This window comes from Paenibacillus sp. OK003 (genome assembly GCF_900109515.1).
In the GTDB taxonomy this organism is placed as follows: domain Bacteria; phylum Bacillota; class Bacilli; order Paenibacillales; family Paenibacillaceae; genus Paenibacillus; species Paenibacillus marchantiae.
Window position 1 is genome coordinate 1 of record NZ_FOBD01000010.1, and the last position, 26,071, is coordinate 26,071.

31 protein-coding genes and 1 riboswitch are annotated in these 26,071 nt (G+C 44.6%); of the genes, 28 read left to right on the top strand and 3 right to left on the bottom strand.

What is annotated here, in order from left to right:
* Positions 1-577: 577 nt before the first annotated feature.
* The 15 genes from BMW94_RS16760 to BMW94_RS16830 all read left to right on the top strand — a co-directional run bounded on the left by BMW94_RS16760 (position 578) and on the right by BMW94_RS16830 (position 14,449).
* Positions 578-1,234, top strand: coding sequence for a stage V sporulation protein AA (locus BMW94_RS16760; RefSeq protein WP_091000190.1), 657 nt, complete (start codon positions 578-580; stop codon positions 1,232-1,234).
* Positions 1,215-1,643 carry a stage V sporulation protein AB gene (locus tag BMW94_RS16765; RefSeq protein WP_175480740.1) on the top strand — a complete coding sequence of 143 codons (429 nt, stop codon included), beginning with the start codon at positions 1,215-1,217 and terminating at the stop codon, positions 1,641-1,643. Before BMW94_RS16760 ends, BMW94_RS16765 begins: the two co-directional genes overlap by 20 nt.
* Positions 1,644-1,726: 83 nt before the next feature.
* Positions 1,727-3,337 carry a spore germination protein gene (locus BMW94_RS16770; protein ID WP_091000378.1) on the top strand — a complete coding sequence of 537 codons (1,611 nt, stop codon included), beginning with the start codon at positions 1,727-1,729 and terminating at the stop codon, positions 3,335-3,337.
* Positions 3,338-3,441: 104 nt separating this feature from the next.
* On the top strand, positions 3,442-4,773 hold the full coding sequence (lysA, locus tag BMW94_RS16775) for a diaminopimelate decarboxylase (RefSeq protein WP_091000194.1): 1,332 nt from the start codon (positions 3,442-3,444) through the stop codon (positions 4,771-4,773).
* Between the two features lie 223 nt (positions 4,774-4,996).
* On the top strand, positions 4,997-5,428 hold the full coding sequence (locus tag BMW94_RS16780; protein WP_024630947.1) for a peptidylprolyl isomerase: 432 nt from the start codon (positions 4,997-4,999) through the stop codon (positions 5,426-5,428).
* A 146-nt stretch (positions 5,429-5,574) separates the two neighbouring features.
* A riboswitch (FMN riboswitch) is annotated at positions 5,575-5,738 on the top strand.
* 477 nt (positions 5,739-6,215) lie between these two features.
* Positions 6,216-7,319, top strand: a complete 1,104-nt coding sequence (gene ribD / locus BMW94_RS16785; protein WP_175480741.1) for a bifunctional diaminohydroxyphosphoribosylaminopyrimidine deaminase/5-amino-6-(5-phosphoribosylamino)uracil reductase RibD — start codon at positions 6,216-6,218, stop codon at positions 7,317-7,319.
* A 40-nt stretch (positions 7,320-7,359) separates the two neighbouring features.
* On the top strand, positions 7,360-8,028 hold the full coding sequence (gene ribE / locus BMW94_RS16790) for a riboflavin synthase (RefSeq protein ID WP_064636805.1): 669 nt from the start codon (positions 7,360-7,362) through the stop codon (positions 8,026-8,028).
* Positions 8,029-8,079: 51 nt separating this feature from the next.
* Positions 8,080-9,318: a bifunctional 3,4-dihydroxy-2-butanone-4-phosphate synthase/GTP cyclohydrolase II gene (locus BMW94_RS16795; RefSeq protein WP_091000196.1), complete on the top strand. Its 1,239-nt coding sequence runs from the start codon at positions 8,080-8,082 to the stop codon at positions 9,316-9,318.
* Between the two features lie 85 nt (positions 9,319-9,403).
* Complete coding sequence (ribE, locus tag BMW94_RS16800; protein ID WP_024630943.1) at positions 9,404-9,871, top strand: 6,7-dimethyl-8-ribityllumazine synthase; 468 nt, start codon at positions 9,404-9,406, stop codon at positions 9,869-9,871.
* Positions 9,872-9,973: 102 nt separating this feature from the next.
* A complete protein-coding gene (locus BMW94_RS16805) occupies positions 9,974-10,774 on the top strand; it encodes a segregation and condensation protein A (RefSeq protein WP_063565744.1) in 801 nt (266 codons plus the stop codon).
* The gene (scpB, locus tag BMW94_RS16810) at positions 10,743-11,405 is read left to right on the top strand and encodes an SMC-Scp complex subunit ScpB (RefSeq protein WP_091000200.1); all 663 of its coding nucleotides are present in this window, start codon (positions 10,743-10,745) and stop codon (positions 11,403-11,405) included. The genes BMW94_RS16805 and scpB overlap by 32 nt, the downstream gene beginning before the upstream one ends.
* A 188-nt stretch (positions 11,406-11,593) precedes the next feature.
* On the top strand, positions 11,594-12,325 hold the full coding sequence (locus BMW94_RS16815) for a DUF2953 domain-containing protein (protein ID WP_091000201.1): 732 nt from the start codon (positions 11,594-11,596) through the stop codon (positions 12,323-12,325).
* A 278-nt stretch (positions 12,326-12,603) separates the two neighbouring features.
* Positions 12,604-13,098: a GerW family sporulation protein gene (gene ytfJ / locus BMW94_RS16820; RefSeq protein WP_091000202.1), complete on the top strand. Its 495-nt coding sequence runs from the start codon at positions 12,604-12,606 to the stop codon at positions 13,096-13,098.
* A 167-nt stretch (positions 13,099-13,265) separates the two neighbouring features.
* Positions 13,266-13,691 carry a phage holin family protein gene (locus BMW94_RS16825; protein ID WP_254790268.1) on the top strand — a complete coding sequence of 142 codons (426 nt, stop codon included), beginning with the start codon at positions 13,266-13,268 and terminating at the stop codon, positions 13,689-13,691.
* Positions 13,691-14,449, top strand: a complete 759-nt coding sequence (locus tag BMW94_RS16830; protein WP_091000203.1) for a peptidoglycan recognition protein family protein — start codon at positions 13,691-13,693, stop codon at positions 14,447-14,449. Before BMW94_RS16825 ends, BMW94_RS16830 begins: the two co-directional genes overlap by 1 nt.
* Before the next feature lie 436 nt (positions 14,450-14,885).
* Here the strand turns inward: BMW94_RS16830 and BMW94_RS16835 are convergent, their stop codons facing one another.
* The 3 genes from BMW94_RS16835 to BMW94_RS16845 form a co-directional block, all read right to left on the bottom strand.
* Positions 14,886-15,122, bottom strand: coding sequence for a hypothetical protein (locus BMW94_RS16835; protein ID WP_111620742.1), 237 nt, complete (start codon positions 15,120-15,122; stop codon positions 14,886-14,888).
* Between the two features lie 197 nt (positions 15,123-15,319).
* A complete protein-coding gene (locus BMW94_RS16840) occupies positions 15,320-15,589 on the bottom strand; it encodes a hypothetical protein (RefSeq protein ID WP_091000207.1) in 270 nt (89 codons plus the stop codon).
* A gap of 183 nt (positions 15,590-15,772) precedes the next feature.
* Positions 15,773-15,988 carry a GT-D fold domain-containing protein gene (locus tag BMW94_RS16845; protein ID WP_091000209.1) on the bottom strand — a complete coding sequence of 72 codons (216 nt, stop codon included), beginning with the start codon at positions 15,986-15,988 and terminating at the stop codon, positions 15,773-15,775.
* Between the two features lie 78 nt (positions 15,989-16,066).
* Between BMW94_RS16845 and BMW94_RS16850 the strand changes: the two genes are divergently transcribed.
* From BMW94_RS16850 to BMW94_RS16910, 13 genes are all read left to right on the top strand, one after another.
* Complete coding sequence (locus tag BMW94_RS16850) at positions 16,067-16,264, top strand: hypothetical protein (protein ID WP_091000210.1); 198 nt, start codon at positions 16,067-16,069, stop codon at positions 16,262-16,264.
* Positions 16,265-16,358: 94 nt separating this feature from the next.
* Positions 16,359-16,550: a hypothetical protein gene (locus BMW94_RS16855; protein ID WP_091000211.1), complete on the top strand. Its 192-nt coding sequence runs from the start codon at positions 16,359-16,361 to the stop codon at positions 16,548-16,550.
* A gap of 260 nt (positions 16,551-16,810) precedes the next feature.
* Positions 16,811-17,227: a Na-translocating system protein MpsC family protein gene (locus BMW94_RS16860; RefSeq protein WP_091000213.1), complete on the top strand. Its 417-nt coding sequence runs from the start codon at positions 16,811-16,813 to the stop codon at positions 17,225-17,227.
* 739 nt (positions 17,228-17,966) lie between these two features.
* Positions 17,967-18,533 carry a sigma-70 family RNA polymerase sigma factor gene (locus BMW94_RS16865; RefSeq protein WP_175480742.1) on the top strand — a complete coding sequence of 189 codons (567 nt, stop codon included), beginning with the start codon at positions 17,967-17,969 and terminating at the stop codon, positions 18,531-18,533.
* A gap of 146 nt (positions 18,534-18,679) precedes the next feature.
* The gene (locus tag BMW94_RS16870; RefSeq protein ID WP_091000217.1) at positions 18,680-19,057 is read left to right on the top strand and encodes a hypothetical protein; all 378 of its coding nucleotides are present in this window, start codon (positions 18,680-18,682) and stop codon (positions 19,055-19,057) included.
* Positions 19,058-19,554: 497 nt separating this feature from the next.
* Positions 19,555-20,187 (top strand): lytic transglycosylase domain-containing protein, encoded by a 633-nt coding sequence (locus BMW94_RS16875; protein ID WP_091000219.1) that lies wholly within the window; start codon positions 19,555-19,557, stop codon positions 20,185-20,187.
* A 42-nt stretch (positions 20,188-20,229) separates the two neighbouring features.
* Positions 20,230-21,024: a sigma-70 family RNA polymerase sigma factor gene (locus tag BMW94_RS16880; RefSeq protein WP_091000220.1), complete on the top strand. Its 795-nt coding sequence runs from the start codon at positions 20,230-20,232 to the stop codon at positions 21,022-21,024.
* 157 nt (positions 21,025-21,181) lie between these two features.
* Positions 21,182-22,369, top strand: coding sequence for a D-alanyl-D-alanine carboxypeptidase family protein (locus BMW94_RS16885; protein ID WP_091000221.1), 1,188 nt, complete (start codon positions 21,182-21,184; stop codon positions 22,367-22,369).
* A gap of 18 nt (positions 22,370-22,387) precedes the next feature.
* On the top strand, positions 22,388-23,014 hold the full coding sequence (locus BMW94_RS16890) for a nucleoside recognition domain-containing protein (RefSeq protein WP_063568316.1): 627 nt from the start codon (positions 22,388-22,390) through the stop codon (positions 23,012-23,014).
* Positions 23,015-23,020: 6 nt separating this feature from the next.
* Entirely contained in the window at positions 23,021-23,554 is a 534-nt protein-coding gene (locus BMW94_RS16895) for a spore maturation protein (RefSeq protein WP_063568317.1), read from the top strand.
* A 64-nt stretch (positions 23,555-23,618) separates the two neighbouring features.
* On the top strand, positions 23,619-24,437 hold the full coding sequence (locus BMW94_RS16900; protein ID WP_091000222.1) for a S1 family peptidase: 819 nt from the start codon (positions 23,619-23,621) through the stop codon (positions 24,435-24,437).
* A gap of 222 nt (positions 24,438-24,659) precedes the next feature.
* Positions 24,660-25,409 (top strand): pseudouridine synthase, encoded by a 750-nt coding sequence (locus BMW94_RS16905; protein ID WP_063568319.1) that lies wholly within the window; start codon positions 24,660-24,662, stop codon positions 25,407-25,409.
* Between the two features lie 131 nt (positions 25,410-25,540).
* Positions 25,541-26,068 carry a redoxin domain-containing protein gene (locus BMW94_RS16910; protein ID WP_063568320.1) on the top strand — a complete coding sequence of 176 codons (528 nt, stop codon included), beginning with the start codon at positions 25,541-25,543 and terminating at the stop codon, positions 26,066-26,068.
* Positions 26,069-26,071: the final 3 nt, after the last annotated feature.

The following is a 26,071-nucleotide window of genomic DNA, read 5'->3' on the forward strand; positions in this document are numbered from 1 at the left end:
ATAGCAGTGGAGGTTATTCGTGTTGGTCGGAAAAAGTATAACACGAAAAAAGAACTCATCCAACAAGAAATGCTTGACAAACATTAGCTGGTTTTTGTTTTGTGTTCGTTAGTCATAAAAGAAATGTAATAGGAAAAAGCTGTAATTAAACCAGCTTAAAAAATCTCCTACTACCGCCTCCCTGCACATTTATTGCAGGCCTTTGAAAAAAAGGGACCCGTGCAGCGGAGGGATGGAATCGGACAAAGGAGCGAAGCGTGAGGGCTCGTCTAAGGATACACACAAGCAACGTAGGCGGCAGATTTGACCTGAAGAAGCGAAGCGTTCGCCTTTGTCTCCAAATTTCTAACATTTAGAAATAAATCAAAAGAATTTGGAGACAACAGCGATCGGAAGGTTGGTCTGCAGCTGGAGCGCCTGCGTGTAGTTCCCTTACTAACCTGAGAGCAACAGCGACCGAGGCCGATCTATCCCGAAGCGCCCGCAGGGTCCACACAACCTTTTTCCAACCAGAATGTAATAAATTTGCACATTCTTCAAATACTAACCTAAATTACGCAGTAAAGGAGTGTTCCGGATGTCCCTGACACCCACTCCAACGGTCTATGTTCGTTTGCGCAGCCGTATTCGCATCCAAAGAGGCCGAAGTGTCAAGCTTGGAGATGTAGCTCACTTGCTCACCTCTCCCGAAGAACAGGAAGGAAGGCTGCTTGAGCTTGAATTGCTGCGCCCCGGACCGGAGGACGGCAATCTGATTCTCATTGATATATTGCAGATCATCCCCGAGATCCGTCGTGCCTTGCCAGATGTCACTGTTGAATTAATCGGCTCGGGTCATACGCTGGTTGAGGTGGTTGTGGGAAGTGGCAAGCCTTCCAAATCTCTGTTTATCCTGGTGTGGCTGCTGCTTTTCTTTGGATCAGCATTGACCATTATGAATTTTCATGCGGACGTAAACATGCAGGAAGTTCAGATTCGAATTGTAGAGATGATTACAGGCCGCCGGGATGAGCATCCGTATCTGTTTCAGGTGGCATATTCCATCGGGATCGGTTTTGGCATGGCGGTGTTCTTCAATCATTTATTTAAGAAAAAATGGAATGAAGAACCTACCCCTTTGGAAGTAGAAATGTTCCTATATCAGCAAAATGTAGACAAGTATGTGGTGATTGAAGAAACCGAACGTATGCATGAAGAGGAACGCAGGGAGATGAATGCGGATGAGCGTTCTTAACGGAGCAATCAGCATTGTGCTGGGCATTGCGGGGGGAATCGCTGTAGGAAGCGGTGTGATTGCGCTTATTCTCGTGCTTGATATGATCCCCAGACTAGCTCAGCTTACGCGATCCTATGACAAAACCCATTGGTATGAAGGGGCCTTAATTGGAGGTTCGCTGCTCGGTACCGTTGCGGATTTTTGGCACTGGAAGGTGCATGGAGTGCTGTTGCTCAGCCCGATCATTGGACTGTTTTGCGGTGTGTTCATCGGTCTGCTTGCGGCGGCACTGACTGAAGTGCTGAATGTACTGCCAGTGCTGGCGAAACGACTGGGCATGAAATCGTATTTGTTTGGATTGTTGCTTGCTATGATTTTGGGGAAGATGACAGGTTCCCTGTTTGACTTTTTTGTATACCAGCGTTAAAACGTTAGGCCTAAGGAGGATGGGAAATGGACGTAAGATCGGACAACGACGGGCATGACTCCAGCGAAGCAACATCCGAAGAGATGATGCATAAATCTCCTTATGAGATTCAGGAGGAAGAAGAAAAGAAGGCTTACGAAAAGAAGAAGCAAAATGAAATGTCTGACAGTATCGAGGAATCGGTAGAATATTGGCAGGAAAACGACGATATATCCCCTCGCATGAGTGATAACAAATATACGCTTCAGCAAGTGTTGGGACTTGGAGAGTCCTTTGATGTGAATATGAGGGAAATGGTTTTGGGTGGCAAACACGTTGGATTGCTGCTGCTGACTGGATTTGCGAAGGATGAGATTCTGCTTGAAGTGTTAAAAAGGTTAACCTATCTTACACCGGAGCAAGTGTCCGGACATGCGTTAAAATCGTATTTTGAATGTTACATTCCTCATATTCAAGTTGAGCGAGTGGAGAAAATGAGCGCCGTCATCAACAAGGTCCTCACAGGCATGAGTGCCATGTTTGTCGAAGGGGATCGTTCCGTTATTATTATGGATACCCGTAGCTATCCGGTACGTTCTCCAGAGGAACCTTCGCTGGAGAGAGTGGTGCGGGGTTCAAGAGACGGATTCACGGAGACACTTCTGACTAACGTGGCGTTAGTGCGCCGAAGAATACGGGACCCTGGGTTAAAGTTTGAAATTATGCAGGTCGGACGCAGATCGCAAACGGATGTCTGTGTTGTATATATTGACGATATCGTGGACAAGGTTCAGGTGGATTCCGTTCGTGAAAAAATCAAACGAGTAAATATCGATGGTATCCCTGCTGCCGATAAACAGCTTGAAGAAGCGATTATTAACAAGGGGTGGCACCCGTATCCATTGGTTCGTTATTCGGAACGACCGGATGTGACAGCTTCCCACCTGATGGACGGGCGGGTTGTTGTTTTTGTAGATACTTCACCCAGTGTGATGATTCTGCCCACGACCTTTTTTGACCTGTGTGAGCATGCAGAAGAGAACAGGCAGACCGCGTTTATGGGAACCTATCTGCGCTGGGTACGATTTGGGGGCATTCTGATTTCGCTTTTCCTGTTGCCGCTGTGGTTGCTGATGGTGATTGACCCTGCCATCAAGCCAGCAGGAATGGAGTTCATCGGTCCTCATGAGAATGCTCAGCTTCCGCTGATTCTGCAGTTCCTGCTTATTGAATTCGGGGTGGATTTATTGCGGATGGCCGCAGTCCATACCCCGACGCCACTCGCTTCGGCCATGGGTTTGATCGCGGCCATTTTGGTCGGGGATATCGCTGTGAAAACAGGATATTTTGTGAATGAAGTGGTACTTTACATGGCGATTGCCGCGATTGGTATGTTTGCAACACCCAGTTATGAGCTTGGTTTGGCGAATCGTTTGGTCAGATTGTTTTTGCTGGTTGCGGTGGCGATATTCAAGGTTCCCGGCTTCGTTGTCGGGACGACGTTCATTATCGTGGCTCTCACCTTGCATCGCTCCTACAACTCTTCTTATCTCTGGCCGTTCATACCTTTTAATGCAAAGGCTTTGGGTAACTTTTTGTTCCGTTTGCCGCTGTTGGAAAATAAAAAACGTCCTTCGATCAACAAAACGCGTGACAATACCAAAATGGACAGTGATCCAGACGGGGAGCTGCAAAAAAGTAAAAAACACAAATGATCTGCCGAAAAATCCATTCTTCTCATTTTCTAATTTGATATACTGGTGTAAAATCATTGGAATAACAGCTGTTCCAGTATATAAAAAAGTGAGGAATGCAGATTATGTATTTACATGGTACAAGTAAAATAAATGCACAGGGACATCTGGAAATTGGTGGAGTCGATACAACCGACTTGAAAGAACAATTTGGAACTCCCCTGTATGTTGTGGACGAGCAATTGGTTCGTGAGCGTTGCAGAGAGTACATGGAAGCGTTCCGTGCTTCAGGTCTGGGCTTTCAGGTTGCTTATGCAAGTAAAGCATTCTGCGTAATGGCGATGTGTGCCCTTGCTGCGGAAGAAGGACTTTCCCTGGATGTTGTATCCGACGGTGAATTGTTCACGGCACTGCAAGCCGGTTTCCCGGCAGAGCGTATTCATTTCCACGGTAACAACAAAACGCTGGAAGAGATCGAAATGGCGCTTGATGCAGAGATTGGCTGCTTCGTTGTGGATAACTTCAATGAACTGCACTTGCTGCAAGCTGTAGCCGCAGACAAAAATCGCAAAGTTAACATTTTGCTTCGTGTGACGCCTGGTGTTGAAGCGCATACGCATGAATATATCTCGACAGGACAAACGGATTCCAAATTTGGATTCGATATCGGAAATGGAACCGCATTTGAAGCCATTGAATTGGCTTCCAAGCAGTCAAATCTGGTATTGCTCGGTGTGCATTCACACATCGGATCCCAAATTTTTGAAGTTGAAGGTTTCCAAATGGCCGTTCAACGCGTTGCTGAGTTTGCAGCAGCTGTGTATGAGCGTCTTAACGTGGCATTCAAAGTGGTTAATCTGGGCGGTGGCTTCGGCATCCGCTATATCGATGGAGATACACCGCTTGAAGTTTCACAATACGTAAAAGCCATCACGGATGCGGTGAAAAATCATTTTGCTCAAATCGGCTATGCCGTGCCTGAGATCTGGGTTGAACCAGGCCGCAGCATCGTAGGTGAAGCGGGAACTACGCTCTACACTGTTGGAACAAGCAAAGATATTCCAGGAGTTCGTAAATACGTAGCTGTTGATGGTGGAATGACAGACAATCCACGTCCAGCGCTGTATGAGTCCAAATATGAGGCTGTATTGGCAAACCGTGCAAATGAGGCTGCTCAGGAAACGGTATCTGTTGCTGGTAAATGTTGTGAGAGCGGCGATATGCTGATCTGGGATCTGGACCTGCCTAAAGTGCAAAGCGGCGATCTGCTCGCAGTAGCTTGCACAGGCGCATACAACTACTCGATGGCAAGCAATTACAACCGGATTCGTCGTCCGGCAGTGGTATTTGTCAAAGACGGTCAAGGGGATGTTGTCGTACGCCGTGAGACGTATCAGGACATCATCCAGAATGATCTGGTACCTGAGCGCATTGCAAAACAGCCAGTTACCCGTTAATTAAAGAACAAATAGCGGAGCACTATAGGAAGAAGACAAAAAAAGGACACTCCTTTTTTGTCTTCTTTTGCATCTTTAGGGCTGAAATTTGAAAAAATCTTGCTGATTATTTTGCGATCAATCCATTTTCGGTGTACACTAAGAAAAGTGCTATAAAGCTTGGCCCAGGGTCATGCGTTCTGGCACCATTAACGATGGTCAATACGAAAGGAGTCATTTACATATGGCGAAACAAGCGAAAATCAAAATGGCAAACGGCGGAGAAGTTGTAATCGATCTGTTCGATCAAGAAGCTCCAAACACAGTAGCAAACTTTGAGAAACTGGCTAACTCCGGTTTCTACAACGGTCTTGTATTCCACCGTGTTATCCCGGGCTTTGTAGCTCAAGGCGGATGCCCTAACGGTTCCGGTGCAGGCGGCCCAGGTTACACAATTAACTGTGAAATCAACCCGAACAAACATGAGCGTGGAACATTGGCTATGGCACATGCAGGCCGTAACACAGGCGGAAGCCAGTTCTACATCTGCTACCAACCGCAACCACATTTGGATGGACAACATACTGTGTTTGGTAAAGTAACCAAAGGTATGGAGTTCGTGGACGCTTTCGAAGGTCGCGACAAAATGGAAACTGTTGAAGTAGTAGAAGCTTAATCAATAACTGTATGCAAACCGTTTCGCAATGAGCGAAGCGGTTTTTGTTTACACTTAAGCTTATTAAAAGTTAGTATGTGACAAAAAGGAACAAAAAACAATTGATTTTTTGGCGTTAAAGTGCTAACATCCAATTAATAACGCAACGAATCCTTCAGGGCAGGGTGTAATTCCCTACCGGCGGTGATGCAGTATGTGAGGGTATCTATCCAGCATTGATGCAAAGTCCGTGACCTGTCTGCCTGTGGCAGATGGCTGATCTGGTGTAATTCCAGAACCGACAGTATAGTCTGGATGGGAGAAGGAGAGGGTGCAGTCTTTACGGGCCGCATTCCGCAGTAGTGTTGCTGTACAGTTTTTGACGAATTCATTTTCATTTCCTGTGCAGGGAGAAATCCGGTTACTTCCGGCAATCTTCATACATATGCCACATCATAGAAGCTCTTTACCTGTTAATTGAAGTTCATTAAGGTATGTGTCTGCTTTCACTTGCCTGAAATGAAGTTTTGGGCGATGTGTTGTTGGCACTGTATCAATAGTACTGCTGGTGACACATGTCTCTCATCATCCCCATCGAACGGTTTGTTCGACGGGGATTTTTTTATAATATCAGTAAAGTAAAAACTTCGAAGCATGATGTTCCTGATATTGCAAGAAAAATTTCCGCTAAACGCGGTCTAGCTTTCTTGAAGTACTTCGATAGACGTTTTTCTTATTGGATATGGAACATGCCTCTCTGTTGGAAGGGAGGTCTAAACTTATGATTTTAACCGTGGGGTGAACGGACTTGGAAATGATTAATGATGAATTTTATATGGCGCTGGCACTGGATATGGCAGAGCGGGCACAAGGACAGACCGGAATCAATCCGGTAGTAGGTTGTGTCGTTGTAAAAGAAGGACGTATCGTTGGCCTCGGAAGTCATCTCAAACGGGGAACGGGTCATGCAGAGGTTCATGCGCTGAACATGGCGGGCAGTGATGCCGAAGGCAGTACAGTATACGTTACGCTTGAACCCTGTAGTCACTATGGCAAGACTCCACCGTGCAGCGAACGTCTCATTCATGAGAAAGTGAAACGTGTCGTCGTATGCTGCGAAGATCCAAATCCGCAAGTATCCGGCAGAGGGATCAGCATGCTGCGTCAACAAGGGATTGAAGTTGAAGTTGGAGTGCTGCGCGAGCGCGGAAGACGGATGAACGAGAAATTCATCAAATACATTACAACAGGTTTGCCCTTTGTAACTTTGAAGACAGCTTCTACACTGGATGGCAAAATTGCTACGCGTAGCGGTGACAGCAAATGGATTTCTAACGAGTCAGCTCGCGAGATTGTACACGCTCTTCGCCATCGCCATCAAGGAATTATGGTTGGTGTGGAAACGGTCATTGCAGACAATCCCGAACTCACGACTCGCTTGCAAGTGGAAGGGATCAGCCCAGTGCGAATCGTCGTCGATTCCAAGCTGCGTCTGCCTGTAGGCGCCAAAATGGTCAAGGATGGCCTTGCACCAACCTGGGTGCTTACAACGGATGAGGCGAGCTCTGAAGCGGCTGAGCGGCTGGAAGCCTATGGGGTGGAGATTATACGTTGTGGTCCAGGACCACGTGTCGATTTGTTGAGTGCACTTAGCAAGCTTGGTGAGCGTGAGATTGGTTCGATTTTGCTTGAAGGCGGTGGCACATTGAATGGGGCCATGCTGGAAGCACGGTTGGTAGATCGACTGCTCATGTTCATTGCTCCGAAAATTGTCGGAGGATATGATACACCAGGCAGTTTCCGCTTCGAGGGTGTGGAGCGCATGAGTCAGGCGATTCAATTACATCAGCTGGAAATGGAGCAAGTTGGAGATAATATCAGCATTGGCGGAATTCCGGTTTGGCCTGAATAAATGAACTAACGATATCGAAATAAATAAAGGAGGCGGTAGCATGTTTACCGGTTTGGTGGAAGAAGTCGGTCAGATTCGGCGTATAGGTCGGAAAGGCGAAGCGATGGTCCTGAATATCGGAGCTTCCGCCATTATGAACGACTTGAAGATTGGCGATAGTGTAGCTGTAAACGGGGTATGCTTAACTGCAACAACCCTGGAGGGTGGCGGTTTTACTGCTGATGTGATGCCTGAGACATATCGACATACCAATCTTAGTCAATTGCAATCCGGCAGCAAAGTTAATCTGGAGCGAGCCATGCTGTCAGGCGGTCGTTTTGGCGGGCATATCGTTCAGGGCCATGTCGATGGCACTGGGGTCATTGGCAGCATTACACGTGACCAGAATGCGATTGTATTCGAGATCAAACCTGACGATACGCAGCTGTTTAAATATCTGATACCCAAAGGGTCTGTAACCCTGGACGGAATTAGTCTGACCGTTGTGCATACTTCACAGACCGCATTCACCGTATCCATTATTCCACATACCATTGGTGAGACCGTATTAAATGTGAAAAAGACGGGGGATACCATCAATATTGAGTGTGATATTTTGGGCAAATATGTGGATCATCTGCTGCACTATGGTAAGGGACATCAGGAGACTGGTGCGGGCAAGCCGCGAAGTATCAGTGAGGATTTCCTCGCTAATCACGGATTTGCGTAACTAATCGATTAAATACAAATATAAATTAAAATGGAAACTGGAGGGGGACCTATGTCAGAGAAATCCATTCTGAATTCTATTGAGGAAGCCATCTACGATCTCATGCAGGGTAAACCGGTTATTGTGGTGGATGATGAGGATCGGGAGAATGAAGGCGACTTTATCGCTTTGGCGGAAAAGGCTACACCTGAAGTGATCAATTTCATGATTACCGAAGGCAGAGGTCTGGTGTGTGTTCCCATTACGCAGCAACGTGCCGATGAACTCAACCTGAAACCTATGGTTCAGCAAAATACGGACTTTCATGGGACGGCTTTCACCGTCTCTGTAGATCATAAAGATACCACAACGGGCATCTCGGCTCATGAACGCTCCATTACAGTTAAGGGTCTAATCGATCCTGAAGCGAAAAGTGGAGATTTCCGCAAGCCGGGCCACATGTTCCCACTTATCGCCAAAGACGGCGGTGTGCTAAGACGCGCGGGACATACGGAAGCGGCTGTAGATCTCGCCATTATGTGCGGTTCCTATCCGGCAGGTGTAATCTGTGAAGTGATCAAGGAAGATGGCACGATGGCCAGACTTCCCGATCTGCAGGAGATCGCCCGCAAGCATGATCTGAAGCTAATCAGCATTCAGGACATGATTCGGTATCGGAATGAGAAGGAACAGCTGGTTCAACGCGAAGTAGCTGTGCGTATGCCAACGGACTTTGGTGAATTCCAGGCAGTGGCGTACACCAATGCGGTGGATAACAAGGAGCATGTCGCTTTGGTTAAAGGCGAAATTGACGGATCGAAGCCTGTATTGGTTCGTGTACACTCCGAATGTCTCACAGGAGATGTATTCCATTCTCATCGATGCGACTGTGGTCCACAATTCGATGCAGCATTGAAACAGATTCATGACGAAGGCAATGGCGTTCTGCTCTACATGAGACAGGAAGGACGAGGCATTGGACTGATCAACAAGCTCAAAGCCTACAAGCTGCAAGAGGAAGGTCTGGACACCGTGGATGCCAATCTGAAGCTTGGGTTTGCTGCCGATCTTCGAGATTACGGCATTGGTGCCCAAATTCTCAAGGATCTTGGTGTTCGTCAAATACGTTTGTTAACCAACAATCCACGCAAAATTAAAGGGCTTGAAGGTTACGGACTTGAAGTGGTGGAACGAGTTCCGATTCAGATGGAAGAGAACGACGATAATACGGTCTACTTGCATACGAAGCAGGCGAAGCTCGGCCATATGTTGAATTTCGACGATATCGAGCAGAATGAAGAAAAAAACTGAGCAGATTTCTGAGGTTATACGGGGTGAAATAGTTCCCGAAGATATGCTGCGTACATCATATAATACAATTAGGGAGATGACTTGAATGCCACACTTTTTTGAAGGACATTTGGTATCAGAAGGATTAAAATATGGAGTGGTTGTAGGACGTTTTAACGAGTTCATTACAAGCAAATTGCTCAGCGGAGCACTGGACGCGTTCAAACGTCACGGTGTACAGGATGATGAAGTGGATGTAGCCTGGGTTCCTGGAGCCTTCGAAATCCCGTTGATTGCCCAAAAAATGGCTGAAAGTGGCAAATACGATGCTGTCATTACGTTGGGGACGGTTATCCGTGGTTCAACAACACATTATGATTATGTGTGCAATGAGATGGCTAAGGGTGTAGCCGCAATTAACCTGAAAACAGGCGTACCTACAATCTTCGGTCTGGTTACAACTGAGAATATTGAACAGGCCATTGAGCGCGCTGGAACAAAGGCAGGAAACAAAGGCTGGGATGCAGCTACTGCCGCGATTGAAATGGCGAACTTGACGAAACAGCTAAAATAGTGCTTATTTAATATAGTGCCCTGCTCTGCGCAGACGAAAACGGGAGACCGGATTCGGCGGCTTAGCGGGGGTTTTTATTTTTCTGGCGGGAGGATTCGTCTAGTGACGGTAGTTACATACAAACTGGAGACTTTTGAAGGGCCTTTGGATCTGCTGCTTCATCTGATCGATAAGGCAGAGATTCATATCCAGGATATTCCCATCAGCGATATTACCGATCAATATATGGCGTATCTGCATTCGATGCAGGAGCTGGAGCTGGATATTACGAGTGAATTTCTGGTAATGGCGGCAACACTGCTGTCGATCAAGAGCAAACTGTTATTGCCCAAACCACCGGTAATCGAGGACTTTGAGGATTATGCATATATGGAAGATGAAGATTATGATCCACGTGCCGAACTGATTGCACGTCTGATTGAATATCGCAAATACAAGGGAATCGCGCGTCACTTGCACGAACGGGAGTGGGAACGCAGCCTTATTTTCTCCAAAGAACCCGAGGATTTGCGGCCGTATATGCCTGTAGAAGCACAATCGAATCCGGTCGAGGGTTTGCATACCTCGGATCTGATTGCGGCCTTCCAGAAGGCGCTGCGCAAGGCGGAGAAGCGGACAACCGTAACTCGAATCCATCGGGATGAAATCTCGGTGAAGGATCGTATCCGCGATGTCATCGGCGCGTTGGAAAGTATGGGACCGGGAGGCAGGCTGTTATTCTCCAAGCTGCTGGATAACCAAATTTATCGGCATGAGATTGTCGTAACTTTTCTGGCGGTACTGGAGCTGATGAAGATGAAGCAGATTGTCTGTTATCAGGAGCGGATGTTTGAGGATATCGTTATGGAGTGGAGAGGGGAAACAAAGAATCATGGATTTTCTGAAATTGAAATCGATTATTGAAGGCCTGCTGTTTTTGTCCGGAGAAGAAGGTCTGAGCATTAAACAACTGGCCGAAATCGTGGATCAGCGAACTGAACTTGTGTCGGATGCGATTGAAGAAATGATCGCTGAGTTTGCCAAGCAGGGACGAGGCGTACAAATTCTTAAAATTGCAGGGGTTGTCCAACTGGGTACATTACCGGAACATGCGCCTTATTTTGAGAAATTGGCGTATTCACCTGCACGGACTTCTTTATCCCAGGCGGCACTGGAGACGCTCGCTATTGTGGCTTATCGTCAGCCTATCACTCGTGTGGAGATTGAGGAGATCCGTGGCGTAAAATCCGAACGTGCCATTCATACCCTTGTGAACAAGGATCTCATTCAGGAAGTGGGACGGGCTGAGGCCATTGGACGCCCAATTCTATATGGCACTACCAAGTCCTTCTTGGATTACTTTGGTTTGGCTTCGCTCAAAGATCTGCCGGAGCCAGGGTTGTTTGAAGATTCCGAGAATCTGGAGGAAGAAACACAGCTGCTTTTTGAAAAATTGGATGTGCAGCATGCGGACCTGGACCTGGATAGAACTAATCTCGAAGACGATGCAAATGCAAATGATATAAATAATGAAGATGATCCTTTGAACTCATAAATTTGCAGTCTGGATCGATTCAAAACCGGTACCCTTTCGGAGGGCCGGTTTTTTTGACGTGGTTTGCGGAATGGAGTTCAAGGTGGTCCAAAGATTTAATATGGAATTTTAAGGTCAGACGTGAATTTTTTCCTATATAGAGTGTCATACTAGACGAGAAAAGAATTGAGGGCTTGGAGGTAAGGCCTGTGTGGATTTGGCTTGGAGGAATCGGCTTGTTGATCGCACTGCTTCTTGTCGCAGTCCTCATCTCATATGTTCATGTGCATTTCACATTCAAGAAACACAATCATGACGATTATGCCAAGATTACGGTTCGTCTGCTATATGGCATTGTGCGTATTAACTATGAAATTCCTAGTATTGTCTTTCGTAATATGAAGGAAGGTTTTCTGGTGAAGACGGAGCAGCGAATGAATCATTCGAGGGGAGAAACCCAGAGCAGCGAGCGTGTTAACAAACGTAAAGTCAAAAAATGGGCTAAGGATGTAAAAATCATGCTCAGGGCAACAGAAGCATTAAAGCTCTGGATCAAGCAAACGCTCTCTCGTGTACATATGACTCATTTGTCCTGGTCTACTCGCATTGGCGTCGGAGATGCAGCTTATACGGCTGTTCTTATAGGTTGGGTGTGGAGTATCAAGTCGATCCTCATTGGATACCTCTCTTATCAAATCCGTTTTGGACAAACGCCAAATTTACAAGTTGTGCCGGTGTGGGAAGACGAGATGGAGTTCCAAACCGAGCTGGATTGGAAATTAAAGATCCGCATTACAGCAGTTATGATTGCAGGACTTACGCTCTTAACCCGGGTGCTCCAAGTAGATGGCGGATGGCGGATGTGGTTCAAACTTTTACAAGAACAACGGCGTAGACGTAAGCTAAAGCTCAAGAAACAACACAGTAAATCGCAAATTTAAGTGTTGTATTGTTCCCGAGTTATATAGTTTTCATAAAGATGATTGCGGTTGGAGGGTGGAACTATACCCCTTGGCTGGATCAATTTGGGAGTGAAGAAGCAACCGAGTATGCGAAAATTTTCTACAGTTTGCTTGCTACTGCCGGGTTTAATTTTGCCGAGTCAGCGGTTTGAAGTATTGAGGTTTAGTTAAAAGGCTGGCTTACATAAGTCCCTTCAAGTTGGGGGATGATATGGTTAGATCAAACCTAGCTTAAATTGAAACTGGAGGGAATTTAAATGTCAGATCATCCAATTCAAGGCTTAATGGAAACCGCAATGGAAAATATCAAGGCCATGGTGGATGTCAATACAATCGTGGGCGATGCGGTTGAAACACCTGATGGTACTGTAATTTTGCCGATCAGTAAAGTGGGATTCGGGTTCGCTGCGGGTGGCAGTGATTTTCATGTGAGTGACGGAAGCAGCAAAGGTGGAAGCGGTGGTGGCAGTGGAAACAGTACTACTGAACATGCCAGCACTGCATCGGTTGCGTCACCATTTGGCGGCGGAAGTGGGGGCGGCGTATCCATTCGTCCGATCGCATTCCTGGTGGTTGGCAAACAGGGCGTTCATATCGTGCCGCTTGACAACTCAACGCATTTGTTCGAGAAATTGATTGATTCCACACCGTATGTGATGGACAGAATTCAGGACATGTTCCGCAATCGTAATACAGCACAACCTGCGGAGTCCGGCATTCCTGTCACACCTAATCCTTCTACGTATAGCTAAATGATTTGTTTAAAATCCCTTCCGCAGCGCATGCGAGAGGGATTTTTGTTGTTAGCTTAGTGAAATGCTTGTGAGTATATCCAAAGGGAACGATATCTAATGAGACTTATCTCCTTGTTCCGCCTAACCTAAACATGAAAAAGAAGATGTTGAAGGGGGAAGGCAAATTGCAAAGAGATACGATTTTTACCGTTTTATTTGGATGGCTATTGTCTGCCATGGTGTACTTGGTTGGAGGGATGGATCACCTGTTTATTGCAGTAACGATTTTTGTGGGACTCGATTACATCACAGGTGTGTTATCTGCATGGTACAAAAAAGAACTTTCCAGCAGGGTCGGATGGTGGGGACTTGCCCGTAAGTCGTTAACATTTGTATTCGTCATTATTGCTCATCAACTGGATATTGTAGCTGGCAATTCGAACGACTTTATGAGAGATGCCATGCTGATGTTCATCATCGGTACTGAAGGAATAAGCATTCTTGAGAATATGGGGAAATTGGGACTTCCTGTCCCGAAATTTATCACTTCTGCTCTTTTCAAGCTTCGGGGTGAGGAAGATAATCAAGCTGAAGGCAAGGAGAAGATTTAATGCTTCCGATTACAAAGGACTACATACCTGTTAATAAATACAGTCGAGCGGGAATGAAACTGAAGGCTAAACGAGGAATTGTTATGCATTATACGGCTTCCCCAGGCGCATCGGCCAAAAACATCAGTACATATTTTGCAAGCTTAGCACAGCAAGTTGGAAAAGGTCGTTACGCAAGTGCACATTACTCTGTAGATCGAACCTCCATTTATAACAGTCTGCCAGATAATGAACTTGCATACCATTGCGGTAGCGATACTTACACAAATGAAGCTGTGGCCCGTCTTGGAACATATCCCAACAATAGTACGGTTGGTATTGAAATGTGCATTGAGAAGGATGGTAGCATTCATGAGGATACATTTAATAACGTTGTAGACCTGGCAGTATATCTGATTAGAGAACGTGGCTTTCCCAATGTGTTTTTTACGCATAAAGAAGTTGTCGGGTGGAAGGAATGCCCACTACCTTGGATCAAAACCCCTGGGGAATATGAAAGGTTTAAGCAAGCAGTCAATTCTAAATTGAATCCACTGAAGGAAGAAGTGGTCACGGAGGATGAAGATGATATGAATAAAGTGCTGGATTATGCGCAATGGACATGGAATGAACTTGATAAATACATAGGAGATGCCTATAACGACAAAATCATTGACGAATGGGCATGGGTGGAGAAAGTACGCAAGAAGAAGCTGACCTACGGGGAATTGCTCATGTTGAAGGTTCTGATTGATGAACGAAGACGCAAAAAAGGATGAGATAAGCCACGAACTGAAAAAGGGGCTATTCGGTACGTCTTTTTAACCAATCATTAAAATGAGCTGCGTCTTTCAAAAAATAATAATGTTGTATGATCACAATTTTGTTAGGATGTTCATGCTCATATTGTGAGTGAAACAAGGATGAATCTACGGTTCCAATTAGAGGGTGATGTAAGTCTATAACATGTTCAAAAATTTCTTGGGTCATACAACCGTCCTTTCGTTAAAAGATTCATATTGAAGAAGTAGATATCCGCGATGTCTCCTTCATTTCTATACGAATTCAGAGAAAGGGTGTTAAGACGTCACATGTTAAATTTGAAAAAAGTAGAGCCCCAAGTCCAATGACTTGAGGCTCTACTTTTTAGCACGCTTCCTTTTCTAAGAAACCTGTATCCGGTCAATCTAATTGGTAATTACTAAAACGCTGTAGCTACTCTTGTAAAAAAGCGGAAAGGGCCTCATCTGCAAGATCGAGTTCTGCGAAGGCTCTGCACACTTTCTGGAAGGATCTAATGGTATTGGTCTCGTATAAAATGTTAATGGGATCGAAACCTAGCATAACTAGTGAATCCACAAGTTCTGTCTGGTCCACTTCGATATGGTGCAGTGCTTCAAGCATGGTTTCAATGACTGCTAAAAATAGAATTGCTTTATTTACTTGATCCATACGTGTTGCTCCCTTCGTTATTTTCATTTCTCCTGTCATTCTGCCAAGGTACATTCTTAGAATAAGCAGGGTGAGATGGAAAATAACGCGAATCACGTAAGCGAGCCATTATTAACTAAATAAATCTGAAATGAGGGGAGAACCAAGGCATGAAAAAAGTCAGATGATTTTCAATGAATCTCCCCTCGTATGTAAGATTAAGCGTTCTCGTTCACTTCATTGATGATGGAATCAATTAACTCATCATCAACCAATGTGCTGGCTTTTTCAAGAGCGGATAAAATGCCTTCTGGATTATCGAAAAAAACATTGAACAGGACGGGAGCGACGTCGTCTATATCAATTTTTTGGGCTTTAACCATACTAATCAGGGCAACAACGATCTCGTGCCCTTCTACATTGCCTTCCATGAATCTATTTCTTAAGTGAGTTGCGACTGCTTCGGTCTTTGACTGCGAGTACGCCATTACATTCCCTCCAACGATTGAATAATCTAAGTAGTGCTCCTCTTTTATGCAAGTCTAAACCAGGTTAGATTAGGAGTTATCTTAACAATAATAAGTCAGTTAGTTCAAATTATCAATAACTACTATAGCAATGAAATTTCACTTGAATCCCGTCTTTACTCAACAAAAAAGACCCTGGACGGGTCATTTTTTGGGTCTTCCTTCCCAATAATCGGGAAATCCCTCGTAATCCCAAGCATATAGGTTTTCGTTGTCCGCCTGAATAGCAACATCTGCTCCTGAGCCAAAATCAACACCTACAGAGCCAAGTTCTTTTGCTTTAATGGCTAATACCTTGCCAGGTGCCCCTGCACATATGAGAGCCAGTTTCCAAGGTGTTTTTTTGTGGATGTTTTCCATTTCTTTAGAGGCTGCGCTCACATGAGACCAAGAGGGACAGTACGTTAGAACATTAATTTAGCCAGAAGGTATTACTAGATGAATATTGGACTCACCGCTCATTTCTATTTCAAGGGAAGTGGCAAAAAGAAAACAGTGACATGGATTGAGGACAATCCCCGGCTGCAACAGAAAGAGAAGGGTTCCGATAAGGTTGTTCGCGAGATTCCTTTAAATGCCGATGAAGTCAAGCAAGAATCCCGCAGACTTTTTACCAAACATAAAATTGAAGGATAGTCGATCACTTTGGAAGATACATATGATGTTGTGCACATCATTGATCTCACTGATGTTCGCAATATTGAACTAACTTCAAGGGAGGAAACCATCGATGCTGTACAGACTGACCTTTGCGTTGAATCATAAGGAGATTATCACGATGGAGATGACCACGGAGAAGGACGACCTAGTTGGTGCAACGGAAGAAGCGTTCGATGTAATTGAGAAGGAATATGGTGCCAATGTGGTCTTGAATCTGGTGGCGTTCAGCCTGCTCAAAGTTGACGTGCCTAATAAACAATAAGGTTAAAAATAGATGCTAAAACGAGATAGTATAGTTGTAAACTTAATGTGCAGCTTTATTTGCATAATTGTAAACCATAGTAAAACCAGTAATATACCCCAAGCCTACTTCTGGGGTATATTCCTTTTTCATGAAAAGATCGTGGACTTTAGTTCGTAAACGCATTGAAACTTGTCTTGTGTAAGGAGTTTTGATTATATTAGGTTTGATTATTGTATTCAGGGGCATTATTGTATTCAGGGGCAATAGGAGGAAAAAGGATGATTGTAGGGAGGGATGTGAACATTGAAATAAAAGACTTGGAAAGAGAACTCGCGAAAATGGCATCAAGAATAAGGAAAGATTTTACTGAACGCGGGCCAGTAGATACCAGAGTCGTCATCATGAATCATTTTATCATCCTGAAGTTTACAGCGAAATTCACCAAACCTGAAGCGTTCATGCTTGAACACATGCAATCGCATTCCAGTCAGATCTTTACCGAATACAAGCTGAAGCTTGCACAAATGATGAGAGAAGATTTCAGTCCTGTATTCTCCTATATTCACCTGGGTTTGAAAATTGAAGATATTGAAACCATGTTCTTTGGCACTGATTTTGCGGAACAGGTAACTGTCTTTAAAATGAACAAGGATGTTGAGGGGTTGCTGAAAAATAATGCTATAAACATGCCTTAAGGCCCATTAAAGATCATTTTTTTATTGGATAGGTTCTTCGGAACTAATTTTGATGTTGACAATATCCTACATATTTCCTTATACTACCCTTATGGCGATCAGATAGAATTAATAATCTTGACGAAGCCTGTAATCGTATTAAAGGGCTTCAAGACCATATCTTCGGTAATTGGAACGAAATAGATGTCAGACCAAGACCGACACATTCCACCATTTTGGTATTTTCCTAGTGGTGCGCTCTGTGTTGGTCTTTTTGTTTGCAAAAAACGGGCTTTACGTTTCGCATTTGGCTTCGTATATAGTGGGTAAATGGTGTACTAAAGAAGTTGATAAAAATATGTTGCGAACATTAGTTCGTATTTGTTATTCTGAATGTAATAGGTTGGAAAAGTATCTCTGATAAATTGTCCCATTGCTGAGCTTTGAAAGTTAGTTTTATATCTTGATGTGGATCGGAAGGGGAGGTGGATCATCTACGCAATTTTTATGTAATGCAAAAGACTTATCTAGCTTCAAGCATTGCCTAAAGAAGAAGTTTTCATATTTACGAAGAAGTGATAACACTACATATTTGATATGGTTTTTTGGACATCGGGAAGCAATATTTGAGGTTTGATACGGTTAGAGATAGTAGATTGCTGAGTGAGCAAGAATTGATCAAAATTTTAACGATAGAAATGCAAGTTTGAGTTTAAACAAACAACTGAACAACTAAAATAGTCATTGGGGGAAAATGATGATGTCTGCTACAACTGCTATGGGGTTTGATGATTTATTTGAAATTGGGGATATAGATATGTTCTTGAACAAAGCACAGGAAAAATGTCGTCACAAGCTTAGAGGCAAAACGTTTGCAGGAATGGAAAAAGAAGATGTAACGCAGGAGATCATGATTAAGTTGTATAACGCGCTGGACAAGTATGACGCAGAAAAAGCAAGAATGTCGACATTTGTAGATCACCTGATTGAAAATAAAATCAAGGATATGTACCGCAAATGCATGTCTGAGAAAAACCTCAGTGTCGTTAACGCTGTCCAGCTTGTGTGTACTGATCTTGGTGCAAGTGATGAAAGTGATGGAACAGATACAGCGCTAACGCTTGGGCACGCCGGGTTTGCTTTTGAGAATTTTGAATTCGTAACTGACATCATGGAGAATATGAAGCTTAATGATCGGGAAATAGAGATTTTTAAACTTCGAACCTCGGGGTACGAATTTGTAGAAATTGCAGCAATGTTAGGTGTATCCAAGGCACGCATCTCACAGTTGTGGAAAGCGATTCGCGAGAAATACGAAGCTCTGTAGTTTTATAATGAAGTGGCAATTCATAGCCAAAGTTTGTTGCAGATCGACCGAAACGTTACATAGAACTAAAAGCACTCTTAACGGAGTGCTTTTTTATATCGTATAGAGTAATTAATCGATTGAATAATGGAAGGTGGCAGAAGAATATGCTCAGTGTTGTTGTGTTGGGATTTACGTTGGACAGTCTGTCGGGATTTTCTGATATTGCTTGGGCCCACCATGATTCATCCACAGCTTCCGACCTAAGTAACTGGGAGTATGCGTTGATTATTGAGAAGGTTGTGTTTCAAGCGGATGCGTTGCTCGTTAATCTTGATGTGGAAAAGCTGACTCCTACTGAAATAGTGATCTTGCATCATGCGTATATTCAAAACAAACCAATCGTGGGTGTAGGACTCAGAGTATGGGAGCCTGTCATTGAAGAGATGTTGTCCAATCGAATAAATGATCTTGAGCGGGCTGTAAAGCATATTCGAACGCATTATACGCTCATAAGTGGCGCCCTAAATGTCTCTCCTGTGTAAATCGTTAACTGCTAGTAATATAACGCGTATAGAGAAATTGAAGAGCTGGATAGCTGGGTCCAAGATAATTTAAATATATGTAGGAATGATTGTATGACACACATGATAAAAGCAAAAGATGATACATTAACCGAAGAATTGGTTGCAAGTCTGATTGGAAAATGCGTTCACGCAAGATATCGCTGTAAAGATGTTTACATCACCATCACCAAGCGATCTAGAAGAACAGATTAATATCTGGATGAATGACAAACCAAATGTATTGGTCATTGGACTTGATGTTACTTCCTCTTACGATTCAGCAAATAGCAGGATAGAGTACACAGCAATCTTGGCATATCAGACCAGTGAACGAGATGAATCTTAATAGAAAAAGGGAAGCCTTTAGTTCGAAAACAGACTCTCTAATTAATTGGGCCACAAGTTCGTACAAGCAGTGAAAAATCACGGTTTACTTCTATTATATAAGGCTTAACCTAAGGAGGTGAGCAATCCCGTTGGTCACTTTTGAAAAAATCGGGATTATCATTACGGCGGTACTGGCATCGATAACGATATATGGAGGGCTGATTGTACCAGCTGCTATTAATCCGATTGGAGAACAAAATAAAAAACAAACTTTAAAGCAAGTTAAGTCAGATTCGGACTCTACGTCCCATAAAGAAATGGTGGATATGTTAGAGCTTTATATCGAATCTTATCAGGAGAAGATAGTAAGCCAGCCTAAGCTGCTGAAGTATGTGAAGTGGGTGGACCATTATAATGAAGGCTCCAATATGGATTCCGTGTGGATATTGGCCATGATGTGGCAGGAGAGCCGCTTAATAGAGGATAGCACATCATCTCATGGAGCCATTGGACTGCTTCAAATACTACCAAGTACGGCCAAATCGTTTGGTGTTAGCGGCAGTAACTTATACAAGCCGGAAGTTAATATCAAGACCGGTATTGAATATATGGAATATCTGTTGGAAAAGTATGACGGAAACCTCCGTACAGCAACAATTGCGTACAATCAAGGGGAGGGCAATGTAGACAAAGGCAAGGCTCGCCCCTGGTATTACAACCAAGTGAAGAAACACCATAACAATATGATTCAGATGCTAAAGAAAATCAATAAAGAACGTTAGATTGTTGGTGAACTTCCACAACATTTACATAGGGAGATCTAGATGGATAAATTTTCAGAACATATTAGCATGAATTTGAAGTTGGACAAGAAATTTTACTCTATGGACCTTGTAGGAAATATTGAACGATGTAAAGTCGATGAACATTTTCTCGGAGATAGTATTTTGGTTAATGAGAACTTGATTTGGCATTCAGTACATAAATACATTGGAAAACCGGAAGTCATTATCAAAAATCATTGTGTGGAAAAAGACGATATTCTTCAATTGGGGCGCCTTGGATTCATTAAAGCGGTCAAAGCATTTGATACGAGCCGTGGTGTGAAATTCAGTTCGTTTGCTGTTACTGCGATTGTAAGGGAAATCCGATGTTTTCTGAGAGACAGCGCAAGTATTATTCGCCCCACTCGCACGGCTACAGAATTAATTAACCGAATCAATCGGTTGGAGCACGATATGGGGTATCTACCGACAGCTCATGAAATCGCCCTGTTGCTTGACGAGGAAGAGGAGAAAATCAACAAGGCCCTCCAAGTAGGCAAGGGAGTTAAATACCTGGATGAGCCCGTCGGAGCAGATGATCAGCAAGCCCAAGCAGTTACATTGATGGATACCATTTATAGCGGGGAAAATATTGAAGATGGAGTGGTCGACAGAATTTATGTTGACGCAGTTATAGAATCGGTAAAGCGCAAGTTAAGCGAAAAGGAAGTCACTGTCCTGAAGCATCGGGTAGAGGGCTTTAATCAAACACAGACAGCAGAGATGGAGGACATTAGCCAGATGAGAGTCTCCAGAATTATGCGAAAAGTAGCCAAGATGCTGGACCATAACTAAATTTAACAAATACTAGCAACTCTTCTTAAAAGAAAAAAGTATCCCTTCCGCAGCATATGCGAGAGGGATTTTTGTTGTTTTCGAACACTGGGACATACTTCGGGTTGTCCAGACATAAGCTAGTACAAGATTCCAAGTGACCCGGAGGAATGAATCGATGCGAAAATTAATGAAATTTATGGCATGTATGCTTGTACCTTTGTTTCTGTTTCCCTCATTTGGGCTTGCTGAAGCCCAGGGAACCATACCTGGCCCCTCAAACCATGCGCAAAGCGCTGCTCTCATTGATGTGACATCGGGCCGAATATTGTACAGCAAGGACGGGGATAAGGAACTCAGAATTGCCAGCTTGACCAAAATCATGACAGCAATTGTTGCAATTGAACACGGTAAACTGGATGACAAAGTAAAGGTAACTTCTTCGGCTTTTGCCAAAGAAGGGTCGTCCATCTATCTCAAGCTGGGTGAAGAAATGACACTTGAAAACATGCTATATGGGCTGATGCTGCGATCAGGCAACGATGCGGCCTCGGCGATTGCTGAACATGTCGGTGGATCTGAAGAAGGCTTTGTCCTGTTAATGAACAAAAAGGCAGAGCAAATTGGTCTGACCCACTCCCATTTTATGAATCCCCATGGACTTGACGCAGAAGGTCATTACTCCACCGCCAATGATCTGGCACGCTTAACCGCGTATGCACTCAAGAATCCGGTGTTCAAACGTATTGTAGCTACGGAGAACAAGTCGGCTCCAAATCCGAATGAGAGCTGGGAGTACTCCTGGCAAAACAAAAATAAAATGCTGCGGTTGTACGAGGGGGCCGATGGCGTAAAGACCGGATATACCAAAAAGGCGTTCCGTTGTCTGGTCAGCTCTGCTACTCGCAATGGGCAACAGCTTGCTGCGGTAACCCTGAATGACGGCGACGACTGGAATGATCATGCACGTATGCTGGATTTCGGTTTTGAAAATTTCCCTTTGGTGGAAATTGCCAAAAAGGAACAGCCTGTGCAGAACACGGATGTGGTCACAGGCCGCGGGTTCACCTACCCTCTAGCGAAGAGTGAGACAGCCTCATTGACGAAAAAGCTGATTTTACTCGAAAACCGTGCCCAGGAGGGTACGGAGGGAGAAGCAAAATCGACAGATCCTTCTTTTGGACTGGCAGGCCGAATTGATATGCAGCTTGACGGGAAACTTGTGGGTTCAATTCCTGTGTATCGCAAAGGAAGTTATATTCCGCCAGAGCCGAAGACAGAGGATGCAACTCTGGGGGGAATCGGTGAAGTATCTACCTGGGCTTCCGCGTGGCGCGCAGTATTAAGCCATTTGTTATCTCCATAATGAGGGGAGGGTTATCCTTTGATCAATTTAATCTGGCTTCTCATGATTGTAACCGGATTTGCTTTTGCAGCAGCACAAGGCAAAATTGAAGTCGTTACGCAGGCGGCTTTTGATGGAGCAGCCACCGGAGTAACGGTTTGTTTTGGGCTGATCAGTGTGCTCGTGTTCTGGATGGGCATGATGAAAATGGCTGAGGATGCCGGGCTGCTGGGCCGAATTGCGAAGCTGCTGGGTCCGGTTGTTGGCTTTTTGTTCCCGGATGTTCCGCGGAATCATCCAGCCATGGGCTATATTTTATCCAACATGAGTGCCAATCTGCTCGGCCTCGGCAATGCGGCAACCCCAATGGGGATCAAAGCCATGCAGCAACTGCAAGAGCTGAATCCGGATAAACAAACGGCTTCCCCAGCCATGTGCACTTTGCTGGCTCTGAATACAGCGAGTATCACCATTATTCCGACAACCCTGATAGCCATTCGACTTAATTATCATTCCGCGAATGCCACGGAAATTGTAGGCACCACGCTAATGGCAACCATTATTGCGACATTTGCTGCTATCGTAGCCGATCGCTGGTACCGAAACAGGGCACTTCACAGGCCGCCGCGTGTACATAAAAGTGACAATCCCGGTATGAAAGGATGAGCAACGTTGTTAACCTTCATCAACTGGATTTCCGTCTGGGCCATTCCGGTTATCATCGCGTTTGTTCCATTATATGCGTTTACCAAAAAGGTCCCGGTCTACGAATCTTTTGTTGATGGGGCCAAAGATGGCTTCTCTACGGCAATCAGCATTATTCCCCATCTGGTAGGCATGATGGTTGCGATCAGTGTATTCCGTGCTTCCGGTGCATTAGATTATGTGATCAGCCTATTCGCACCACTTGTGTCCTGGATGGGGGTTCCGGGAGAAGTATTGCCGCTCGGTATTTTGCGTCCTTTGACCGGCACAGGCTCGCTTGCCTTTACGACAGACCTGATCAAAACCTATGGACCTGACTCTATGATTGGTCGCATGGCTTCCACGATTCAAGGCAGTACGGATACAACACTATATGTATTGACTGTTTATTTTGGAGCGGTAGGTATACGCAATGGTCGCTATGCGCTCAAAGTTGGGTTGTTTTCCGATCTGGTTGGATTCATTGCTGCCTTGGTTATTTGTTTAATTGTATTTGGTTAAAAATATGCCCTCTCCTTCCGATATACGAATTATGCTAGAATGATAGCGGAGGAGAGTGAGAACCATGCAAAAGAGTTGGAAACGAATGCTCCGCTTTGGGATGTCAGGTATGCTTGCCATTGCGTTGCTTGCGGGACAGACGGGATTGGCTGCGGCTCAAGCCGTTAATACGATTCATTTTACGGGTTACTTCGATAAACAACTACGTGCTCAGTTGGCCGTTACAGCGGATTCTTTTCCAGTTGTGAACGTACGTCTGGTCAAGCAGGATGAACCCGATTCAGTATATTATGATGTAGGTACCTCCATACTGATCGCCAAGGATGAGGTGCTAACCAACTATCATGTCGTTCAGGATTATGCTGAACTGTCTGATGGGGATGAAGGCACACTTACTGTAGCAAGCCCAGGTCATCTGGACAAGCCGGTTAAAGCCAAAATCATCAAAACAGATCCGGTGACAGATATGGCATTGCTGAAGCTGGAAAAAGATATCGACGCACAACCGGTGACGTTTGCAAATGCGAAAGATAATCAAATCGTCTATACCATCGGATTTCCTAAAAATTCCGCCGGGGAACTTGTGCTGTTAGACGAAGAATTTCCTTCAACTTACAATACAATCGCCAAGAGCCGAGTATTTAATTCACAGGATTCGGACGTTCCAGGCAAGAAGGGCATTGGCAGTATCGTCAAATCAGTGGCACAAGGCAATTCAGGTGGCCCTGTTCTGGATCAGAACAATCGGGTTATTGGCATGATGACCTTTGTATACGGAGGACGTACTTATTATATTACTTCCAAAACGTTGCAATCCTTCATTAAAGAAAGTGCAACCCCTGCGAAAAAACAGGTCGTTGTTGCTGGTAAAGTAGCCAATTAAACTTATTCATGTTGCAGTGGTTACATATGGTTGGAATTGAACGGCTCACCTTAACGCTCCTGTCGCATACCGGCAGTGAGAGGGTGAGCTTTTTTTGGCCTAAATTTATAGCTAAATGCAGCTTAAAAGGTGTCTACAACCCTTGTGTTAACAAAATCGATGGATTATCCTTGTGATTTCCGGCCTTGATGGGTATCATTAGTGTGAGGTGACATGACAAACATGGAAAGATTACAAAAAATTATCGCACAGGCAGGCATTGCATCCCGCCGCAAGAGCGAGGAACTGATCCTGTCCGGCAAAGTAGAAGTTAACGGGGAGGTCGTAACCGAACTGGGTACGAAAGCGAACCCCGAAGAGGATATGATTACGGTTAATGGTAAACCGATCCGCAGTGAAAAGAAAGTGTACATGATGTTGAACAAACCGAAGGGTGTTATCACAAGTGCTTCAGACCCGGAAGGTCGGAAAATTGTCTCCGACTATCTTAAAGGTGTCAAAGAACGTGTGTATCCCGTTGGTCGTCTGGATTATGACACAGAAGGATTGCTCATTCTGACCAATGATGGCGAGTTTGCGCATTTGTTGACGCATCCGAAGCATCACGTACCCAAAACGTATCATGCAACAGTTAAAGGTGTTCCACATGGTTCGGCTCTGGAGAAATTAAAGACAGGCATTATGCTGGACGACGGTATGACAGCTCCGGCAGAGATTGAGTACAAAGATGTGGATACCGCAGCAAATGAATCTGTTATCTCTATTACGATTTACGAAGGGCGTAACCGTCAGGTTAGACGTATGTTCGAAGCGATTAACCATCCGGTAACACGTCTGAAACGGATTTCGTTTGGTGGTATTTTGCTTCAAAACCTGAAACGGGGACTCACACGCAATCTAACCAAAGAAGAAGTCAACAACCTGATTACGCTCGCAAAATCAGAACCCGCCAAAAAAATGAAAAAAAGGTAATGTGAGGACACATAATTTTCATAAAAGCGCCGCAGTTTTGTGACGAAATTCGCTATAATTGTTCATAGGATGTTCACAGTTGTCCAAGACCGTTATATGCGAATGCTAGTCACTTAAAAGGGGAGCAGCACATGGGGAAATCAAGAAGAGCGGTGCAAATCGTCATTTTGTTATTGATCCTGGTGTTGGGCGGATATGCGATTACGACATCGGTATCCGGCTCGAATGGCAAGCCAAAAGAAGGGGACAAAGCTCCTTCTTTTGAACTGCTGGGCCTGGATGGACAAGTTCATACGTCTGAGGAATACAAAGGCAAAGCCATGGTAATCAACTTTTGGGGAACATGGTGTGAGCCTTGTGTCAAAGAGATGCCTGCGCTGCAAGCGCAAGCGGACAAATGGAAGGACCAGGGTGTGCAATTTGTTGGTATCAATGTTGGGGAAGACCAAATGACCGTGGAAAATTTTGTTCGACAGGTGGGCGTTACGTTTCCGATTATGCTCGACCGTGACAAAAACTCAATCCGGGATTTTGGCATTTCGCCGATGCCAACGACATTTTTTGTCTCCGACACGGGCAAAATCTCCACCATTCATATCGGTCAACTTGATTTGGACACACTTGACGCTCAAATTTCACAACTGGCGAAACAGCCCTGACAG

Excerpts from the sequence above, each read along its gene's own strand:
- BMW94_RS16900 (WP_091000222.1), top strand. The coding sequence starts at position 23,619 with ATGCAAAAGAGTTGGAAACGAATGCTCCGCTTTGGGATGTCAGGTATG.
- BMW94_RS16765 (WP_175480740.1), top strand. The coding sequence starts at position 1,215 with ATGCGGATGAGCGTTCTTAACGGAGCAATCAGCATTGTGCTGGGCATT.
- BMW94_RS16850 (WP_091000210.1), top strand. The coding sequence starts at position 16,067 with ATGAATATTGGACTCACCGCTCATTTCTATTTCAAGGGAAGTGGCAAA.
- BMW94_RS16860 (WP_091000213.1), top strand. The coding sequence starts at position 16,811 with ATGATTGTAGGGAGGGATGTGAACATTGAAATAAAAGACTTGGAAAGA.
- BMW94_RS16830 (WP_091000203.1), top strand. The coding sequence starts at position 13,691 with ATGCTTCCGATTACAAAGGACTACATACCTGTTAATAAATACAGTCGA.
- BMW94_RS16870 (WP_091000217.1), top strand. The coding sequence starts at position 18,680 with ATGCTCAGTGTTGTTGTGTTGGGATTTACGTTGGACAGTCTGTCGGGA.
- lysA (WP_091000194.1), top strand. The coding sequence starts at position 3,442 with ATGTATTTACATGGTACAAGTAAAATAAATGCACAGGGACATCTGGAA.
- BMW94_RS16840 (WP_091000207.1), bottom strand. The coding sequence starts at position 15,589 with ATGGCGTACTCGCAGTCAAAGACCGAAGCAGTCGCAACTCACTTAAGA.
- ribE (WP_024630943.1), top strand. The coding sequence starts at position 9,404 with ATGCCACACTTTTTTGAAGGACATTTGGTATCAGAAGGATTAAAATAT.
- ytfJ (WP_091000202.1), top strand. The coding sequence starts at position 12,604 with ATGTCAGATCATCCAATTCAAGGCTTAATGGAAACCGCAATGGAAAAT.
- BMW94_RS16770 (WP_091000378.1), top strand. The coding sequence starts at position 1,727 with ATGATGCATAAATCTCCTTATGAGATTCAGGAGGAAGAAGAAAAGAAG.
- ribE (WP_064636805.1), top strand. The coding sequence starts at position 7,360 with ATGTTTACCGGTTTGGTGGAAGAAGTCGGTCAGATTCGGCGTATAGGT.
- BMW94_RS16780 (WP_024630947.1), top strand. The coding sequence starts at position 4,997 with ATGGCGAAACAAGCGAAAATCAAAATGGCAAACGGCGGAGAAGTTGTA.
- BMW94_RS16795 (WP_091000196.1), top strand. The coding sequence starts at position 8,080 with ATGTCAGAGAAATCCATTCTGAATTCTATTGAGGAAGCCATCTACGAT.
- BMW94_RS16905 (WP_063568319.1), top strand. The coding sequence starts at position 24,660 with ATGGAAAGATTACAAAAAATTATCGCACAGGCAGGCATTGCATCCCGC.
- BMW94_RS16865 (WP_175480742.1), top strand. The coding sequence starts at position 17,967 with ATGTCTGCTACAACTGCTATGGGGTTTGATGATTTATTTGAAATTGGG.
- BMW94_RS16835 (WP_111620742.1), bottom strand. The coding sequence starts at position 15,122 with ATGGATCAAGTAAATAAAGCAATTCTATTTTTAGCAGTCATTGAAACC.
- BMW94_RS16910 (WP_063568320.1), top strand. The coding sequence starts at position 25,541 with ATGGGGAAATCAAGAAGAGCGGTGCAAATCGTCATTTTGTTATTGATC.
- BMW94_RS16885 (WP_091000221.1), top strand. The coding sequence starts at position 21,182 with ATGCGAAAATTAATGAAATTTATGGCATGTATGCTTGTACCTTTGTTT.
- BMW94_RS16855 (WP_091000211.1), top strand. The coding sequence starts at position 16,359 with ATGCTGTACAGACTGACCTTTGCGTTGAATCATAAGGAGATTATCACG.
- BMW94_RS16845 (WP_091000209.1), bottom strand. The coding sequence starts at position 15,988 with ATGGAAAACATCCACAAAAAAACACCTTGGAAACTGGCTCTCATATGT.
- BMW94_RS16760 (WP_091000190.1), top strand. The coding sequence starts at position 578 with ATGTCCCTGACACCCACTCCAACGGTCTATGTTCGTTTGCGCAGCCGT.
- BMW94_RS16880 (WP_091000220.1), top strand. The coding sequence starts at position 20,230 with ATGGATAAATTTTCAGAACATATTAGCATGAATTTGAAGTTGGACAAG.
- scpB (WP_091000200.1), top strand. The coding sequence starts at position 10,743 with ATGGATTTTCTGAAATTGAAATCGATTATTGAAGGCCTGCTGTTTTTG.